The following is an 18,073-nucleotide window of genomic DNA, read 5'->3' on the forward strand; positions in this document are numbered from 1 at the left end:
ACGATGTTCGGGTTCCTGCGCACTTTGGGTGCCGTCGCCGTTTCCGCCCTGCTCCTGTCTTCCCCCGCGCTGGCGCTCGACAAGGTGACCGTGGCGGGCTGGAGCCAACCGATCAGCGAGATCACCAACCTGCTGGCCGAGCCGGACAAGGGCTTCTTCAAGGCCAAGGGGATCGATCTCGGCTATGTGCCGGGGACCGGCGGCGGCTCGGCCATCCAGAACATGCTGACCGGTCAGGCCGACGTGGCCTTCACCGACCCGGCCTCCTTCTATCTGGCGCTCGACAAGGGCGAGAAGCTGATCGCCATCTACAACATCTACCCGCAGAACGTCTTCAACGTGGTGTCGCCGAAGGAGCGCAACATCACCAAGCCCGAAGACCTCAAGGGCAAGCGCATCGGCGTCTACAGCCTGTCCAGCGGCACGCGCCAGAACCTCCAGGTGCTGCTGCATCAGGTGGGGCTGAGCGAGAAGGACGTGACCATCGAGGTGACCGGCCTCTTGAACTTCGCCCCTGTCATCCAGGGTCAGGTGGACGCCACCGCGGCGACCGACACCGGCCTGCATGTCGGGATGCAGAAGGGGCTGAAGGACATCAACGTCATCGAGGTCAAGGACACGCTGAACCTGCCCAGCGACATCTTCGTGGTGACGGAGGAAACCTACCGCACGAAGAAGGACGTTCTGAAGCGTTTCCTCGCCGCCTACCGCGACAGCGCCGCCTGGATGATCGCCGAGCCGGAGGAGGCCGCCCGCCTCGCCGTGACCCGCGCCATCAACGGCCGCGACGAGGCCACCAACCTCGCCATCATCAAGCTGCGCAACGCCTCCAGCGTGTCGGAGACGACCAGGGCGAAGGGCCTCGGCCACTTCGATCCGGCGCTGATGCAGAAGGGGGCGGACACCTTCAAGCAGCTGGGCCTGATCGGGAAGGACCTCGACATGGGCACGCTGGTCCGGTCCGACCTGATCCCCGAGTAAGGAAGGCTTGGCCCGCCATGGATTTCCGCGACAAGACCGTCCTCGTCACCGGCGCCAGCCGCGGCATCGGCGCCGCCATCGCCAAAGCCTTTGCGGCGGAGGGGGCGGCGGTCGCCGTCAACTATCTCCAAAATGCGGAGGCGGCCGAGGCGGTAGCGGCGGCCTGCCGGGAAGCCGGCGGCGACGCCTGGGCGGTTCAGGCCGACGTGACCGACGCCGACGCGGTGGCGCGCATGGTGGAGCGCACGACGGGGGAGTTCGGTAAGATCGACGTGGTGGTCAACAACGCCTTCCGCCCCTACGCCTTCGACCCGGAGAAGCGCAAGCTGTTCTGGGACACCGAGTGGGCGGATTACCGGGGGCAGGTGGATGGGGCGCTGCTCGGCACCTACAACGTCTGCCGGGCGGTGTTGCCGGTGATGCGGCGGCGGCCCGGCGGCAGCATCGTGAACATGGCGACCGACCTCGTCGCCCGGCCCACCGTGCCCTATCACGACTACACGACGGCCAAGGCGGCGCTGGTCGGCTTCAGCCGCAATCTGGCGGCGGAGCTGGGGCCGCTGGGCATTCGCGTGAACTGCGTGGCGCCGGGGCTGGTCTACCCCACCGACGCCAGCCGGGCGACGAAGGAGGACGTGAAGGACGCCATCGTCGCCCAGACCCCGCTGCGCCGCATCGCCACGCCGGAGGACGTGACCGGTCCGGTGCTGTTCCTGGCGTCAGGCTGGAGCCGCTTCATGACCGGGCAGGTGCTGTATGTGGATGGCGGGTTGGTGATGGGGTGAGCGCTGGCGTGGTTGCCCCCACCCAACCCTCCCCCGCTCTCGCAGGGGAGGGCTTTTCTCCTCCCCCTGCGAAGCGGGGGGAGGTTGGGAGGGGGGCCCGTGACAACCGCTCCCCCTACTCCAACGCGATCTCCCCCTTGATCTCATGCTCCAGCCCGATGCCCTCGACGGTCAGCACGACGCGGGCCTGGAGCGTCTCGTTGCCCTTCAGCTTTCCGGCCTCGATCGCTTCGCTCACGGCGCGCTCGATCTCGCGCTGCGAGGTGACGCCGACGACCTTCAGGTATTTCCGGATGCCCATGTTGAAGGTGTCGTGGTTCATGATGCTCCTCCCTCTCTAATCGTTCTCGAGAACAACCGTCGCGGCAACGCTTTGTCCCATATCCCTCTCGCCCCCTGCGGCCCATTCAGGTGCCGTTCAGCCGGCTTTGTGCTAACTGGGAACGTCCTTTTGCCCGCCGGTTCCGACCATGAACGCCGCCCGCGCCGTCCTGTTGTCCCTGGTCCTCCTCACCGCGGCCCTGCCGGCGGCGGCCGATGACGACCGCGACCATGAGCGGGCGCGGGAGGCGTTCCGCTCGGGCCGGGCGCTGCCGCTGGAGGCCATCGTGGCCCGCGCGCAGGCCGATTTTCCCGGTGACATCCTGGACGTCGAGTTCGAGGATGAGGACGGTCGGATCGTATACGAAATCAAGACCATCACCGCCGAAGGCCGCGTCCTGAAGCTGAAATACGACGCCGCCACCGGCGACCTGCTGCGGGTGCGCGGGCGCAACGGGAAAGGCGAGGGCGGCCATCATGGGAAGAGGTGAGTGCCATGCGCCTGCTCGTCGTCGAGGATGATACGGCGCTCGCCCGCCAGCTCGCCGAACGGCTGGAGGGCGAGGGCTACGCCGTGGACCGCGCCGCCGACGGGGAGGAGGGGCAGTTCCTCGGCGAGACCGAGCCCTACGACGCCATCGTGCTCGACCTCGGCCTGCCGCGGGTGGACGGGCTGACGGTGCTGCGCTCCTGGCGCGCGCAGGGGATCACGGCACCGGTCATCATCCTGACCGCCCGCGGCGCCTGGACGGAGAAGGTCCAGGGCATCGACGCCGGGGCCGACGACTATCTGGCGAAGCCCTTCAGCATGGAGGAGCTGCTGGCCCGCATCCGCGCGCTGATCCGCCGCTCCAAGGGTCACGCCTCGGCGGAGATCGCCTGCGGCGGGGTGGTGCTGGACACCCGCTCGGGCCGGGTCACGCTGGACGGGCAGCCGGTGGATTTGACCGGGCACGAGTTCCGCGTGCTCGATTACCTGATGCACCGCAAGGGCCAGATCGTCTCGCGCACGGAGCTGACCGAGCACATCTACGCCCAGGATTTCGACCGCGATTCCAACACCATCGAGGTCTTCGTCGGCCGCCTGCGCCGCAAGCTGGGCGCCGACCTGATCAAGACCGTGCGCGGGCTCGGCTACAAGCTGGAGGCGCCGTGAGCGGGAGCGGGCGGCGGCTGACCGGGTCGCTGCGCTTCCGCCTGCTGGCCGGGGCGGCGGTGTGGATCGCGCTGGCCCTGGCGCTGGCCGGGCTGGTGCTGTCCGGCCTGTTCCGCGACCATGTGGCCCGCCGTTTCGAGGCGGAGCTGACGAACCATCTCGACCAGCTCGCCGCGCTGACTGAGCTGGGGGCGGACGGCGCGCCGCTGCTGCGCCAGCCGCTCAGCGACCCGCGCTTCCGCCGGCCCCTGTCAGGGCTGTACTGGCAGGTCGGGCCGGGGGAGGCGCCCGCCCTGCGCTCCCGCTCCCTGTGGGACGAGGCGCTGGCCCTGCCGCCGGACGAGGTCGCCGACGGCGAGATTCACCGCCACAGCGTCGTCGGCCCCGCCGGGCGCCACCTGTCGGTGCTGGAGCGTGCGGTGACCCTCCCCAACGGGACGGCGCCTCTGCGCATGGCGGTGGCGCAGGACGAGTCGGAGCTGCGGGCGGTGGTGGCCGACTTCAACCGGGTGCTCTGGCTGTCGCTGGGGGCGTTGGCGTTGGCGCTGATCGCCGCGGCGGTGGTCCAGGTGTCGGTGGGGCTGCGCCCGCTGGTCCGGCTGCGCGCCGAGCTGGCCGCGGTGCGGGCCGGACGCAGGAAGCGCTTCGGCGGCGATTCCCCGCGCGAGGTGCAGCCGCTGCTCGACGACTTGAACGCCCTGCTGGACCATTCTGAGGAGGTGGTGGTTCGGGCGCGGCTCCAGGCCGGGAATCTCGCCCACGCGCTGAAGACGAACCTCGCCGTGCTGGCGAACGAGGCGGAGGGGGAGGCGGCCGCCCGGCGGGTGGCGGAGATGCGCCGCCACATCGACCACCACATGGCCCGCGCCCGCGCCGCCGCCGCCCGCGGCCTGCCCGGCGTCGCCACCCCCGTCGCCGACAGCGCCGGGGCGCTGGCGCGGGTGATGGAAAAGCTCCAGGGCGGCGGCCGGGGCGGAGGACGGGTGACGGTCGCCGTCCGCGTCCCGCGCGAGCATGTCTTCGCCGGGGAGCGCGAGGATCTCGACGAGATGCTGGGCAACCTGCTGGACAACGCCATGACGTGGGCGGGGTCGCGGGTGGAGGTCGCGTCGCGGCTGGAGGCGGGCGGGATGCTGGCGGTGGTGGTCGAGGACGACGGCCCGGGCCTGCCCGCCGACCGGCGGGACGCCGTGCTGGCCCCCGGCGTGCGGCTGGACGAAAGCACGCCGGGCAGCGGCCTCGGCCTCGCCGTCGTGCGCGACGTGGCGCGGCTCTACGGCGGCGACCTGCGGCTGGGCGATTCGCCGCTCGGCGGCCTGCGGGTGGAGCTGGTGCTGCCCGCGGCGGCGCCCTCCTGACCGGCGCAACATTACCGTCACATCTCCGCGCTGGCGGCCGACCGTCCCTTGTGGTCTGAATGGCGCCCCTTCGCGTGCTCCGGAGACGACGCATGACCCAGGCGGACAGCGCCAACGCACCCGGTGTGGACACCGCCGGCCACGGGGTGAGCCTCGGCGAGGCCACGCGGGTCTGGGCGCGGATCGCGGCGCTGAGCTTCGGCGGGCCGGCCGGCCAGATCGCCATGATGCACCGCGTCGTGGTGGACGAGAAGAAGTGGATCGGGGAGGAGCGGTTCCTCCACGCCCTGAACTACTGCATGCTGCTGCCGGGGCCGGAGGCGCAGCAGCTGGCCGTTTACATCGGCTGGCTGATGCACCGGACGGTGGGCGGGCTGATCGCCGGCGTCCTGTTCATCCTGCCCGGCGCGCTGGCCATCATGGCGCTCAGCCTGCTCTACGCGACGCTGGGCCACACCGGGGCGGTGCAAGGGCTGTTCTTCGGGCTGAAGGCGGCGGTGCTCGCCGTCGTGCTGGAGGCGGTGGTCCGCGTCGGGCGGCGCACGCTGAAGAACGGGGCGATGGTCGCCCTGTCGGCGGCCGCCTTCCTGGCGATCTTCGCCTTCAATGTTCCGTTCCCCCTGATCATCCTGACCGCCGCGCTGATCGGGTTGGCCGGGGCGCGGCTGGGCGTTTCCGCCTTCCGGCCGGTGCGGCACGGGCCGCACCCGTCCACGCACGGGAGCAGCCTGCTGGGCGAGGGGACGCCGGATCATGCGCGCCCCTCCACCGCCTGGTCGCTGCGGGTCGGGGCGGTGTGCCTCGCTTTGTGGCTGGGGCCGGTGCTGGCGCTGCTGGTGACACTGGGGCCGGACAACACGTTCACCGGCATCGCCGTCTTCTTCTCCAAGATGGCGGTGGTGACCTTCGGCGGCGCCTACGCCGTGCTGGCCTATGTGGCGCAGCAGGCGGTGGAGACCTACGGCTGGCTGTATCCCGGCGAGATGCTGGACGGGTTGGGCATGGCGGAGACGACGCCGGGGCCGCTGATCATGGTGGTGCAGTTCGTCGGCTTCCTCGGCGCGCTGCGCGATCCGGGGGCGCTGCCGCCGCTGCTGGCCGGGGTGCTGGGCGGGCTGCTGACCACCTGGGTGACCTTCGTGCCCTGCTTCCTGTGGATCTTCCTCGGCGCGCCCTATGTGGAGGCGCTGCGCGGCAACCGGATGCTCGGCGCCGCCCTGTCGGCGATCACCGCGGCGGTGGTCGGGGTGATCCTGAATCTGGCGCTGTGGTTCGCCCTGCACACGCTGTTCGCCCGGCTGGAGCCGGTGTCGGTCGCCGGGATGAGGCTGGACCTGCCCGTTCTTGGCAGCGTCAACCTGCCCGCCCTGGCGCTGACCGTGGCGGCGGTGCTGGCGGTGTTCCGCTTCAAGGCGGGGATGCTGCCCACCCTGGGCGCCTGCGCGCTGGCCGGCGTGGCGCTGCGCATGGCGGGGGTGGCGTAGCGTTGCCGCTGAACCTTTCAGGGGCCATAAGCTTTATAGGTGATCAGTAACTGGCTCGCAGGCCGCGCCAATACTGGCGAGAGGCATCCGCTTCCTCACCGAAGGCATTTCCCTTCAACGGTCCGATGGAGGACCCGAGGTTGGCCAGGAAATCGGCATCGATGAAGCGTGCATCGGCACCGGAAACAGCCCCCGCCGCCGACGGTGGCGCGGTTATCGGCTGAATGAGCGCCTGATTCAATGAGAACTCACGGTCCTTCGAGACCGTATGCGTCGTCTGCGGCAGACCAGTCCGCTCGGCCACAAGCGACGCGGCGTCACGTTCACCCATCGGGCGCAAGGCCTTGTCGATGGCCGACAAATCGACGCCTGCGGCTTTCAGCTTGTAAACGGCGTCGGTTTCGCTGCGCGTCGACATCAGGCGGGATTCTCCCGGCTCAATCGGTTGGAACGGATCGGCGAAGCTGCTCCCGCCACCCAGAAACCGAGCGTTTGGTGTCAATGCCTTGAGTTGATCAGACAGAGCGGTGTAATCGTCGGAGCCATCCTTCCCGCTCTGCAGCAACGCGGACAGTTTCTCCATCATTCCCGCCCGCTTTTCCGAAGCCGCGCGCAACGCCTCCCGGAAATCGGAAGTCGTCGCGGAACCGCTGGAGAACAGATCAGCGTTATCATTGTGGGCCATGCGGAAGGTTGCCGTATAAGCGCCGAGACGCGCCTCCTTGGTTCGTTGCTTCAAAGCGTTGTGCACGTCCTCGCCAGAGAGTGCGCCGCTGTCGACGAGAGACGAAAGCTGTGAGCGTGTCTCAGCCGACAATGCATTGAAGGCGGAGAGAGAGTCATCACGAAGGGCCGAAGCCAATGGACTGAATGACACCCGGTCTGTCGGCGCCGGAGTTCCAGCAGCCATCTTTGATGATGCAGATGTCGCTTGGGAGACGGAGTCGAGGCTCTGTACCGAGCCGTTCGTCAAATTTGATGTTCCCAGCACGTTCATCTTTGCATTCTCCTTCGCCGTGTCCGGCCGGGGCACATCTCATCTTTTGAATATTGTGGCGTCCCAGGTGATAAGCTGACCGCCGTTGAGTGCGGCATACTCGATCGCACCCACTCCTGGGTGGCCCTGATTCATCAGCATGCCGCGGATGACAATGCTATTATCGAAGGTGCCGTTGCCCCACTTTCCCGACTGTAAATATATTAAACGTCATCACACGCATCCATAGGATGCATAATTATTGATATTGGTCTACAAAAAAGGAGGAGGCCATTCAGTAAACAATCGTTAGTTCACGAACTATTATGCGGGGTGACGAATTCGCTTATTCGCAAAGCGAATTTCCAACGGTGGCGATCCGTGATCTGCATTCCAATCGTCATGGGTAAATGATCTGCGCTTCATGGCGCGGCAGAGAACTCAAGGGCGGGTGGCGGGACCATCGGCCCATGAAATCGACAGGGGAGCAGCCGGAAGCCGCGCGGCTCGTGACTGGACACTGGCCGGAGATTCACCGTATCGGCGGCTCAACAAGGAAACCCAGAACCACCCACGGTCAGCCGATCCGCCAAGCCTGTGCGGCCCCTTCCGAATGTGTCCGGGCACAAGCGGCAGCCTGTCGCCGCAGGCCGCGCCGGGAACGGCGCGGCCCGGGCCCGGCTCAATGCATCTCCTGAACCTGGGTGATGCGTTCGGTGATGCGGTCGAGGCGGCGGGACAGTTGGTCCTCGTCCTCCGGCGCGATCTGGCCCTTGCGTTGGGCAAGCCGCAGGGCCGCTTGCGCCTCCTCCAGGCAATCGAGCGTGTGACGCACGTAGTCGTGTTGGGCCATGCCCCCAATCCTCCTCAGCCGTTCTGCAACCAAAGCGAAACAGACCGGTACGGGTGGGGGTTCCACCTTCGGCGGGGCCTATCCCGGTCGGACAGATCGGGTCAGAAATCCAGGTCGGCGTAATGGCGGGGGGGCGGGCAGCCGGGGATGCTGTCGGACAGCAGGCCGCGGAAGCTGGGGCGCGACTTGATGCGAGCGTACCAGTCCTTGGCCTCCGGCACCTTGTCCCACGGCACGTTGTCCACGTAATCGACGCAGGACAGCGCCGCCGCCGCCGCGATGTCGGCCACCGTGAAGCTGGAGCCGGCCAGCCAGGGGCGGCGTTCCGACAGGAAGGCGATGTATTCCATGTGGTATTGGATGTTCGCCAGCCCGGCGCGGATCGCCGGAGCGTAGGGATGGCCCTGGCCGGACAGCCGCTTGATCAGCTTTTCGCCGACCAGATTCTCGGTCACCTCGCGGTCGAAGGTCCGGGTGAACCAATCGACGATCCGGCGCACCTCGGCGCGGGCCGCCACCTCCCGCGGCATCAGGGCCACGTCGGGATAGGCCTCCTCCAGATACTCCAGAACGGGCAGCCCGCCGGCCACGACGGTTCCGTCCTCCTCCACCAGCACCGGCGGCTCGCCGGCGGGGTTCAGCATCAGGAAATCCTCGCGCCGTTCCCACGGCTTCTCGATGACCGAGTCGAAGGGAAGACCCTTCTCGGCCAGCATCACCCGCGCGACGCGGGACAAGGGATGGAGGGGGTGGTGATGGAGTGTCCGCATGCCGGGCCGGACTGTAGCGTATGGGGAGCGTGGAAAACAGTCTGCGCTTTGGCCTGTGACGCCGCTCCTTCGGCTTATGGATTAACCGTGCCGAGAGGGTGTCAAAGGGCGGATTTGCGGTAGACCACCAGGGGGGCGGCGTCGCCCTCCGGACCGGCGTCGGGAACCGGGGTCCAGCCATTGTGCTCGTAGAAGGCGCGGGCCGCCGCGTTGCGCGAGGCGCAGGCCAGTTCCGCGGAACCGCGCAGCAGGGTCAGCGCCTCGCGCAGCAGCGCGCTGCCGATGCCCCGCCCGCGCCACAGCGGGTCGATGAACAGGGTGTGGATGAAGCGCTCGCCGGCATCGACGGAGACGAAGCCGACCACGCCGCCGCCGGCTTCCGCCACCAGTACCTCTTCCCCGTCCACGCAGTCGTAATAGTCGTCCAGGCCGAAGCGGTCCTGGGGTTGCCAGGAAAAGGCGTTGCGGCGCCCGTGCAGGAAGATGTCAGCGCAGCGCGGGCCGTCGGCCGTCGTGGCGAAGCGAATGTTGATGCGCAAGCCGTCCTCTGCCGGCATGACGCCCTCCCGTGTGGTTGCGGATGCCCCCAGGCGGTCCTAACAACCCATTCCGCACCAGATTATTCCAAGAAGCGGCGCCCTGAAAAGGACGCCCTTGCAACGGCCGGCGTGAAAAACGGCGGCCCGGTTGCCCCGGACCGCCGTTCGCGTATGCACAATTCACTTGAGACTTATTGCTTGGGGCTTACTCCGCCGAGATGGCCTTCGGCAGATGGACCGGCACGTCCAGGCGGTTCAGCATTTCCTTCGGAACCACCTGCCAGAACTTGGTCACCTCACGCGCCCAATCGTTGAGGATCTCGGCGGCGAAGCGGCTCTGCGTCTCCGTCACATGCTCCTCGATCAGGTGCTTGAGCTGGCTTTCGTAATGGCCGACCTCGATGCGCTGGAAGATCACGCTCTCGTCGTTGATGTAGAGCGGCAGGCTGTCGTCCAGGTCGTAGACATAGGCCATGCCGCCCGTCATGCCGGCGGCGAAGTTGTCGCCGACGCGGCCGAGGATGACCGCCGTGCCGCCCGTCATGTACTCGCAGCCGTTGGAGCCGCAGCCCTCGACCACCACGGTGGCGCCGGAGTTGCGCACGGCGAACCGCTCGCCGGCTTGGCCCGCGGCGAACAGCTTGCCCGCCGTCGCACCGTATAGGACCGTGTTGCCGATGATCGTGTTCTTGTTGGTCTCCAGCGGGCTGGAGGTCGTCGGACGGACGACGATGGTGCCGCCCGACAAGCCCTTGCCGACATAGTCGTTGGCGTCGCCCATCACCTCCAGCTTGATGCCCTGCACCGCGAAGGCGCCCAGCGACTGGCCGGCGGTGCCGCGCAGGCGGATGGTGATGTGGCCGGGCTGCAGCCCGAACATCCCGAACTTGCGCGTCACCATCGAGGACAGCCGCGTGCCGATGGCGCGCTGCGTGTTGCGGGCGTTGTAGGCGAGCTGCATCTTCTCGCCCTCCTCGAACAGCGGGCGGGCGTCGGCGACGATGCGGGCGTCCAGCGTGTCCGGCACCTCGTTGCGGCCCTGCAGCGTGCAGTAGCGGGCGTTCTCGCCGGGATCGACCTGGGCCAGCAGCGGGTTCAGGTCGAGGTCGTCGAGATGCTCGGCACCGCGGCTGACCTGATGGAGCAGGTCGGTGCGGCCGATCACCTCGTTCAGCGAGCGGAAGCCGAGGCCGGCCAGGATCTCACGCACTTCCTCAGCGAGGAAGGTGAAGAGGTTGACGACCTTCTCCGGCGTGCCGACGAACTTCTGGCGCAGCTTGTCGTCCTGCACGCAGACGCCGACCGGGCAGGTGTTGCTGTGGCACTGGCGGACCATGATGCAGCCCATGGCGATCAGGCTGGCCGTGCCGATGCCGAACTCCTCCGCACCCAGCATGGCGGCGATCACGATGTCGCGGCCGGTCTTCAGGCCGCCGTCGGTGCGCAGCCGCACGCGGTGGCGCAGGCGGTTCAGCGTCAGGACCTGATGCACCTCCGACAGGCCCATCTCCCAGGGCAGGCCGGCGAACTTGATCGAGGTCTGCGGGGAAGCACCCGTGCCGCCGCTGTTGCCTGAGATCAGGATGATGTCGGCGTTGGCCTTCGCCACGCCCGCGGCAATCGTTCCGATGCCGGAACGGCTGACCAGCTTCACCGTCACTTTCGCATCCGGATTGATCTGCTTCAGGTCATAGATGAGCTGGGCGAGATCCTCGATCGAATAGATGTCGTGGTGCGGCGGCGGGCTGATGAGCATCACGCCCGGCGTCGAGTGACGCAGCCGCGCGATCATCTCGGTCACCTTGAAGCCGGGGAGCTGGCCGCCCTCGCCAGGCTTGGCGCCCTGGGCGACCTTGATCTCCAGCTCGCGGCACTGGTTCAGGTACTCGGCGGTGACGCCGAAGCGGCCCGAAGCCACCTGCTTGATGGCGCTGTTCCAGTTGTCGCCGTTCTTGTCCGGGCGGAAGCGCGCCGGGTCCTCGCCGCCCTCGCCGCTGTCGGACTTGGCGCCGATGCGGTTCATGGCGACGTTCAGCGTGCCGTGGGCCTCGGGTGACAGGGCGCCCATGGACATGCCCGGCGTGATGAAGCGCTTGCGGATCGCGGTGATGCTCTCCACCTCGTCCACCGGCACCGGGGCCTTGGTGGAGCGCAGCTCCAGCAGGTCGCGGAGCTGCATCGGCGGGCGCTTGTTCACCTGCTCGCTGTACTTCTTGAAGGTGGTGTAGCTGTCGTTGGTCACCGCCTGCTGCAGCGTGTGGATCACGCCGCCTTCCCAGCCGTGGCGGTCGCCCGACTTGCGGAAGCGGTAGAAGCCGCCGACCGGCAGGGCCACGACCTCCTCGTTGTAGGCGGTGGCGTGCTGCTCCAGCACCTTCTTCTGGATGCCGTTCAGGCCGATGCCGGAGATGCGGCTGACCATCGCCGGGAAATGCTCGGCGACCAGCGCGCGCGACAGGCCGATGGCCTCGAAGTTGCCGCCGCCGCGGTAGCTGCTGATGACCGAGATGCCCATCTTGGACATGATCTTCAGCAGGCCGTCGTCGATGGCCTTCTTGTAGTTGGCCATGCCCTTTTCCAGCGGCATGGAACCGAACAGGCCGCGGCGGTGGCGCTCGGCGATGGCTTCCTGCGCCAGATAGGCGTTGACCGTGGTGGCGCCGACGCCGATCAGCACGGCGAAGTAGTGGGTGTCCAGCCCCTCCGCCGTGCGCACGTTCAGCGAAGTGAAGGTGCGCAGGTTGGAGCGGATCAGGTGCGTGTGCACCGCACCCGTGGCGAGGATCGCCGGGATGGCGGCGCGCGCCGGGCCCATCGCCTCGTCGGTCAGGATGACGTGGGTGGCGCCGCCGCGCACGGCGTCCTCCGCCTCCTGGCGGATGCGGCGGAGCGCGTCGCGCAGCGCATCGGGGCCGCCATCCACCGGGAAGGTCGCGTCGATCTCCGCCGCCGTGTCGCCCATGTAGTCGCGCATGGCGCGGAATTCGGCGGTCGTCAGGACCGGCGATTCGAGCTGCAGCAGGCGGGTCTGCGTCTCGTCCTCGTCCAGGATGTTGCCGAGGTTGCCGAGCCGCGTCTTCAGGCTCATCACCCGGCGCTCACGGAGCGAGTCGATGGGCGGGTTGGTGACCTGCGAGAAGTTCTGGCGGAAGAAGTGGTGCAGGCCGCGGTACTTGTCGGACAGCACGGCGATGGGGCTGTCGTCGCCCATCGAGCCGATGGCCTCCTTCCCGTCCTCCACCATCGGGTGCAGGATCAGCTCCATGTCTTCCATGGTCAGGCCGAAGGCCTGCTGGCGGCGGCGCAGGCCGGCCTTGTCCATGTCCGACGGCTCGCCCTTCAGCGAGGCGGTCTTCACCAGCTCGTCCAGGTGGGTGGTGTTCTGCACCCACTTGTCCCACGGCTTCAGCGTGGCGAGATGGTCCTTCAGCTCGCGGTCGCGGTACAGCTTGCCGGACTGGAGGTCGACGGCGATCATCTCGCCCGGACCGAGGCGGCCCTTCTCGATGACCTGGGCCTCGTCGATCTTCACCATGCCCGTCTCGGACCCGCCGATGATCAGGCCGTCGGTGGTGATCGTGTAGCGCATCGGGCGCAGGCCGTTGCGGTCCATGCCGCCGACGACCCAGCGGCCGTCGGTCATGGCCAGCGCGGCCGGGCCGTCCCACGGCTCCATGACGGAGTTGCAGTACTGGATCAGCGCCTTGTGGTTGTCCGGCGTGGTCTGCGAGCTGGTCAGCGCCTGCGGCACCAGCATCATCTTGACCATCGGCGCGGTGCGGCCGGCGCGGACCATCACCTCGAACACGGTGTCGAGCGAACCGGAGTCCGACAGGCCGACGCCGATCACCGGCTTCAGGTCCGCCATGTGGCTGCCGAAGGCCGGATGCTCCATCCGGGTCTCGTGCGCTTTCATCCAGTTGACGTTGCCCTTGACCGTGTTGATCTCGCCGTTGTGGGCGAGCATGCGGAAGGGCTGGGCCAGCGGCCAGGTCGGGAAGGTGTTGGTCGAGTAGCGCTGGTGGTAGATGGCGAAGTCGGACTCGAACCGCTCGTCCAGCAGGTCCGGGTAGAAGGTGGTCAGCTGCTCCGCCAGGAACATGCCTTTGTAGATGATCGAGCGGGCGGACAGCGAGCAGATGTAGAAGTCGTTGATCTGCTCGCCCTTAACCGCCTTCTCGATGCGGCGGCGGATGATGTAGAGGTCCAGCTCGAACTGCTCGTCGGACACGCCCTTGTTGTTGCCGACGATGATCTGCTCGATCTCCGGACGGGTCGCGTTGGCCTTCTCGCCGATGATGTCGACGTTGATCGGCACCTGGCGCCAGCCGTAGATGTAGTAGCCGAAGGCGAGGATCTCGGTCTCGACGATGCAGCGGCAGGCTTCCTGCGCGTCCAGGCTGATGCGCGGCAGGAAGACCTGGCCGACGGCCAGCTTGTTGTCCGGCGCGCGGTGGCCGATGACCTTCACATGGTCCTTGAAGAACTTCTGCGGCACGGCGACGTGGATGCCGGCGCCGTCGCCCGTCTTGCCGTCGGCATCCACCGCGCCGCGGTGCCAGACGGCCTTCAGCGCCTCGATGCCTTTCTCGACCACCGAGCGGCGGGGCTTGCCGTCGATCGCGGCGATGAAGCCGACGCCGCAGGCGTCGTGCTCATCCTCCGGGTTGTAGGCGTTGGCAGTGGTCAGCGCCGCGGCGTTGGCGCGGAAGTCGGCGACGAACTGCTCACCCTGGTTCAACTCGGTGGTCATCGGTGGACCCTTTCAGTCAGTCTGTTTTGACGGGGGCAGTCTGTTCGGAAGGGGGACTTCGCCCCTTCACCCCCGCCAGGGGTTGAAATGGACCCCTGGAACCCGCGGAATTATGGATTGCTTGGCTTACTCGGCGGCCTGAGCCAGCGGCGCCTCGGCCTTCGCCCTGGCGTAGGCGTGGATGCCCTCCGCCGCGTCGCGGCCGTCGCGGATGGCCCACACCACCAGCGAGGCGCCGCGCACGATGTCGCCGGCGGCGAAGACGCCCTCCAGGTTGGTCATCTTGTTGCGGTGGTCGACCAGCAGCGTGCCCCAGCGGGTGACCTTCAGCTCCGTCTCGCCGAACAGGGCGGGCAGGTCCTCGGGCTCGAAGCCGAGCGCCTTGATGACCAGATCGGCCTGGACCGTGAACTCCGACCCCTCGATCACCTGCGGGGTCTGGCGGCCGGTGGCGTCGGCGACGCCCAGGTGGATGCGCACGGCGCGCACGCCGGTCACCACGCTGTCGCCGGTGAAGCCTTCCGGGGCGGCCTGCCAGATGAACTCCACGCCCTCTTCCTCGGCGTGCGCCACTTCGCGCTGCGAGCCCGGCATGTTCTTGCGGTCGCGGCGGTACAGACACTTGACCGACGTGGCGCCCTGGCGGATGGCCGTGCGCACGCAGTCCATTGCGGTGTCGCCGCCGCCCAGAACCACGACATGCTTGCCCGCGGCGTTCAGGGAGCCGTTCTCGTACGCCTCCACCGTGTCGCCCAGGCTGACCTTGTTGGAGGTGGTCAGATAGTCCAGCGCCGCCACGATGTTGCCCAGGCCCGAGCCCGGCGCCTTGATGTCGCGCGCCTTGTAGACGCCGGTGGCGACCAGCACGGCGACGTGCTTGCGGCGCAGCTCCGGCAGGGAGGCGTCGCGGCCGACCTCGAAGTTCGGGTGGTAGACCACCCCGGCGTCGGCCAGAAGCTGCACGCGGCGCTCGACCACCGACTTCTCCAGCTTGAAGCCGGGGATGCCGTAGACCAGCAGGCCGCCCATGCGGTCGTGGCGGTCGTAGACGTGCACCTCGTAGCCCTTGGCGCGCAACTCCTCGGCGGCGGCGAGGCCGGCGGGGCCGGCACCGATGATGCCGACCGACAGGCCAAGCTCACGCGACGGCTTGCGCGGCTTCACCCAGCCCTGATCCCAGGCGGTGTCGTTGATGTACTTCTCGACCGACCCGATGGTGACGGCGCCATGGGTCGACTGCTCGATGACGCAGTTGCCCTCGCACAGGCGGTCCTGCGGGCAGATGCGGCCGCAGATCTCCGGGAAGTTGTTGGTCGCCTGGGAGACCTCGTAAGCCTCCTCCAGCCGGCCTTCGGAGGTCAGCTTCAGCCAGTCGGGGATGTTGTTGGAAACCGGGCAGTGCACCTGGCAGAAGGGAACGCCGCACTGCGAGCAGCGGTTGGCCTGCTCGTTGGCGCGATCGTCGGAGAAGCGGGCGTAGATCTCGGCGAAATCCTGGCGGCGCTCCTCGGCCGGGCGTTTGTCGGGCATCCGCTGCGCGGTGTGCACGAAGCCCAACATCCTCTGGTTCGCCATAACGCCTGCTCCTTCTTCCCGTGTCCCGTGCATGGGGACGGCGCCGGCGGCCGGGCGGCCCTTTTCGTGCCGGTGGGGCATGGCGAGGGGCGTGGCCGCAGTGAAAACGAAAGCCCGCGGTCACGCGGTCTGAACGTCATATACCGCAAGAGAAGGCGCCGCGCGAGCATATTTTCGCCGTTAGGACAGCATGGCTGACCAAACCTTGACTCGATGTCGCGGAGGCCTCCGTAGACGACGGGAGTGCCCGAAAAACAAGCAAGAAAATTAGGACCGATCCGGGACCATCGCCCAATTCGGGGTATCGCCCCATGGGTCGTCGCCTTCGCCATGTTGCGCTGCTATAAGCCGGACATTGCCCCCGCCATCTTGTCAGAGGCCCTGCGCCGCATGTTGATCGACCAATATCTGGACGCCGCTCTGCTCGGCCTGATCGAAGGGCTGACCGAATTCCTGCCGGTCTCGTCCACCGGCCACCTGATCATTTTCGACACCCTGCTGGGCTTCGAAGGCCCGCCGGGCAAGGTGTTCGAGGTGGTGATCCAGCTCGGCGCGATCCTGGCGATCTGCACGGTCTATTTCGCCCGGCTGTGGAAGGTGGTCACCGGGTTGAAGGACGATCCGGGCGCCCGCCACTTCGCCGTGGCGGTGATCCTGGCCTTCCTGCCGGCGATGGTGCTGGGGGCGGCGCTGCACGGCGTGATCAAGGCGGTGCTGTTCAACCCGACGGTGGTCAGCATCGCGCTGATCCTGGGCGGCGTGGCGATCCTGATGGCGGAGCGGCTGGTGCCGGTCCCGCGCTACCACCAGATCGAGCGCTTCCCGGCGCCGCTCGCGCTGAAGATCGGCCTGTGCCAGTGCTTGGCGCTGGTGCCGGGCGTGTCGCGGTCGGGTGCCACGATCCTCGGCTCGCTGCTGATGGGGGTGGACCGGCGGACCGCCGCGGAATTCTCCTTCTTCCTGGCGATCCCGACCATGGCCGGCGCCACGGTCTACGACCTCTACAAGAACTGGAGCCTGATGAGCGTCGACTCCGCGCTGCTGATCGGGGTCGGCTTCGTCACCGCCTTCATCGCGGCGGCGCTGGTGGTCAAGGTGCTGGTGGACTTCGTCGGACGCTACGGCTTCGCGCCCTTCGCCTGGTACCGCATCGCCATCGGGTCGGGGATGCTGGCGTTCCTTTATCTGTAAAGAGCCGGCTTCCCGCGCGCCTCAGCCCTGTCGGGCGACGGCGCGCGAGGAGGCCGCGGCGATGACCAGCGCCAGCGCGGCGACCAGGGCGAAGGAAAAGCCCACCGTGCTGGCCTCCGCCACGAAGCCCAGAAGCGCCGGACCGGTCAGCACCCCGGCGTAGCCGAGGGTCGCCACCGCGGCGATGGCCTGGCCGGCCTCCCCCTCCGCCTTGGCGCCGGCGGCGCTGAACAGCACCGGCACCACGTTCGACAGGCCGAGCCCGGTCAGCCCGAACCCGGCGACCGCCACCACCGGCCCGCCGCCGGTCAGCGCGACGGCCAGCCCGGCGAAGGCCAGGACCGCGCCCGCCCGGACCAGCAGCGGCCCGCCGAAGCGCTGGCGCAGCCGGTCGCCGCAGAAGCGGCCCACCGCCATGGCGCCGGAAAAGACGGCGAAGCCCAGCGCCGCGATGGACGCCGCACCGCCCAGATCCTCGCGCAGATAGACGGCGCTCCAGTCCAGGATCGCGCCCTCGCTCATGAAGGCCAGGAAAGTCAGCGCGCCCAGCAGCAGCGTGCCGCGGTCGGGCAGGGCGAGTCCGGTCGGCTCCGCCCGCCGGTCGGCGCTGCCGGGCAGCAAGCGGCGCTGCAGCGCGAAGAACAGGAGCAGCAGCGCAGCGGCGAGGATGGAGGCCTGGACCGGCGGCGGCAGCACTTGCAGCAGCAAACCGCCGACCCCGGCGCCGAACAGGCCGCCCAGGCTCCACATGCCGTGCAGCGACGACATGATGGGCCGCCCGAGATGGCGCTCCACCAAAGCGCCGTGGGCGTTCATCGCCACGTCCATGGTGCCGCCCGCCGCCCCGAACAGGAACAGCACCGCGCACAGTGACAGCAGATCCGGCATCAGCGCCGGCAGCGGCAGGATCAGGGCGAAGAACAGGGCGGTGATCCGGATCACCGGGGCGCTGCCAATGCGGCCGAGCAGCGGGCCCGTGCCGACCATGGCCGTCAGCGCCCCGGTGGCGAGGCAGAGCAGGGCGACGCCGAGCACGCCGGGGCTGAGGTCCAGGTGATCCTTGATCGCCGGGATTTGGGTCGCCCAGACGCCGAAGACCGACCCGTTGACGAAGAAGGCCGCCAGGGAGGCCAGCCGGGCGCCCGGGGCGCGGTCGGCGAATTCCCGTATGGTGAAATCCTGCGTTGCCGCCTGCATAACTCCCGGCGCCCCTTCCGTCGATCCGATGAAGGGGCCAGATGCGGCAGAAAGCCGCGGGAATCAAGGCCGCGCGCCGCAGGGCACCATTGCGAGTGGCGGTGGGAACCCAAAACGGCGAAAGCCCCAGCGGC

At 68.2% G+C, this 18,073-nt stretch carries 15 protein-coding genes; 7 read left to right on the forward strand and 8 right to left on the reverse strand.

Features of this window, described 5'->3' with window-relative positions:
- Nucleotides 1–3 precede the first annotated feature (3 nt).
- On the forward strand, nucleotides 4–981 hold the full coding sequence (locus AC1DVI_RS24515; RefSeq protein WP_476960188.1) for an ABC transporter substrate-binding protein: 978 nt from the start codon (nucleotides 4–6) through the stop codon (nucleotides 979–981).
- A gap of 17 nt (nucleotides 982–998) precedes the next feature.
- Nucleotides 999–1,766 (forward strand): 3-oxoacyl-ACP reductase, encoded by a 768-nt coding sequence (locus AC1DVI_RS24520; protein WP_476960189.1) that lies wholly within the window; start codon nucleotides 999–1,001, stop codon nucleotides 1,764–1,766.
- Between the two features lie 115 nt (nucleotides 1,767–1,881).
- On the opposite strand, the gene AC1DVI_RS24525 is transcribed toward AC1DVI_RS24520, so the two are convergent.
- Nucleotides 1,882–2,088 (reverse strand): DUF6494 family protein, encoded by a 207-nt coding sequence (locus AC1DVI_RS24525; protein WP_476960190.1) that lies wholly within the window; start codon nucleotides 2,086–2,088, stop codon nucleotides 1,882–1,884.
- A gap of 148 nt (nucleotides 2,089–2,236) precedes the next feature.
- Between AC1DVI_RS24525 and AC1DVI_RS24530 the strand changes: the two genes are divergently transcribed.
- The 4 genes from AC1DVI_RS24530 to chrA all read left to right on the forward strand — a co-directional run bounded on the left by AC1DVI_RS24530 (nucleotide 2,237) and on the right by chrA (nucleotide 6,085).
- Nucleotides 2,237–2,578 carry a PepSY domain-containing protein gene (locus AC1DVI_RS24530; RefSeq protein ID WP_476960191.1) on the forward strand — a complete coding sequence of 114 codons (342 nt, stop codon included), beginning with the start codon at nucleotides 2,237–2,239 and terminating at the stop codon, nucleotides 2,576–2,578.
- Nucleotides 2,579–2,583: 5 nt separating this feature from the next.
- Nucleotides 2,584–3,243: a response regulator gene (locus tag AC1DVI_RS24535; RefSeq protein ID WP_476960192.1), complete on the forward strand. Its 660-nt coding sequence runs from the start codon at nucleotides 2,584–2,586 to the stop codon at nucleotides 3,241–3,243.
- The gene (locus AC1DVI_RS24540; protein ID WP_476960193.1) at nucleotides 3,240–4,601 is read left to right on the forward strand and encodes an ATP-binding protein; all 1,362 of its coding nucleotides are present in this window, start codon (nucleotides 3,240–3,242) and stop codon (nucleotides 4,599–4,601) included. The genes AC1DVI_RS24535 and AC1DVI_RS24540 overlap by 4 nt, the downstream gene beginning before the upstream one ends.
- Nucleotides 4,602–4,693: 92 nt before the next feature.
- On the forward strand, nucleotides 4,694–6,085 hold the full coding sequence (chrA, locus tag AC1DVI_RS24545) for a chromate efflux transporter (protein ID WP_476960194.1): 1,392 nt from the start codon (nucleotides 4,694–4,696) through the stop codon (nucleotides 6,083–6,085).
- Between the two features lie 43 nt (nucleotides 6,086–6,128).
- Here the strand turns inward: chrA and AC1DVI_RS24550 are convergent, their stop codons facing one another.
- The 6 genes from AC1DVI_RS24550 to AC1DVI_RS24575 form a co-directional block, all read right to left on the reverse strand.
- Nucleotides 6,129–7,082: a hypothetical protein gene (locus tag AC1DVI_RS24550; RefSeq protein ID WP_476960195.1), complete on the reverse strand. Its 954-nt coding sequence runs from the start codon at nucleotides 7,080–7,082 to the stop codon at nucleotides 6,129–6,131.
- A 661-nt stretch (nucleotides 7,083–7,743) separates the two neighbouring features.
- Nucleotides 7,744–7,914, reverse strand: a complete 171-nt coding sequence (locus AC1DVI_RS24555) for a hypothetical protein (protein ID WP_476960196.1) — start codon at nucleotides 7,912–7,914, stop codon at nucleotides 7,744–7,746.
- A 101-nt stretch (nucleotides 7,915–8,015) separates the two neighbouring features.
- Nucleotides 8,016–8,684 (reverse strand): glutathione S-transferase family protein, encoded by a 669-nt coding sequence (locus AC1DVI_RS24560; RefSeq protein ID WP_137141581.1) that lies wholly within the window; start codon nucleotides 8,682–8,684, stop codon nucleotides 8,016–8,018.
- Between the two features lie 101 nt (nucleotides 8,685–8,785).
- A complete protein-coding gene (locus AC1DVI_RS24565) occupies nucleotides 8,786–9,241 on the reverse strand; it encodes a GNAT family N-acetyltransferase (protein ID WP_476960197.1) in 456 nt (151 codons plus the stop codon).
- Between the two features lie 187 nt (nucleotides 9,242–9,428).
- Nucleotides 9,429–13,976 (reverse strand): glutamate synthase large subunit, encoded by a 4,548-nt coding sequence (gltB, locus tag AC1DVI_RS24570; RefSeq protein WP_476960198.1) that lies wholly within the window; start codon nucleotides 13,974–13,976, stop codon nucleotides 9,429–9,431.
- 126 nt (nucleotides 13,977–14,102) lie between these two features.
- Nucleotides 14,103–15,551: an NAD(P)-dependent oxidoreductase gene (locus tag AC1DVI_RS24575; protein ID WP_476960199.1), complete on the reverse strand. Its 1,449-nt coding sequence runs from the start codon at nucleotides 15,549–15,551 to the stop codon at nucleotides 14,103–14,105.
- Nucleotides 15,552–15,941: 390 nt separating this feature from the next.
- On the opposite strand from AC1DVI_RS24575, the gene AC1DVI_RS24580 reads away from it, so the two are divergent.
- Entirely contained in the window at nucleotides 15,942–16,742 is an 801-nt protein-coding gene (locus tag AC1DVI_RS24580; protein WP_145627937.1) for an undecaprenyl-diphosphate phosphatase, read from the forward strand.
- Nucleotides 16,743–16,763: 21 nt separating this feature from the next.
- Here the strand turns inward: AC1DVI_RS24580 and AC1DVI_RS24585 are convergent, their stop codons facing one another.
- A complete protein-coding gene (locus tag AC1DVI_RS24585) occupies nucleotides 16,764–17,939 on the reverse strand; it encodes an MFS transporter (RefSeq protein ID WP_476960200.1) in 1,176 nt (391 codons plus the stop codon).
- Between the last annotated feature and the right edge of the window lie 134 nt (nucleotides 17,940–18,073).

This window comes from Azospirillum sp. P4_B5 (assembly GCF_056402275.1).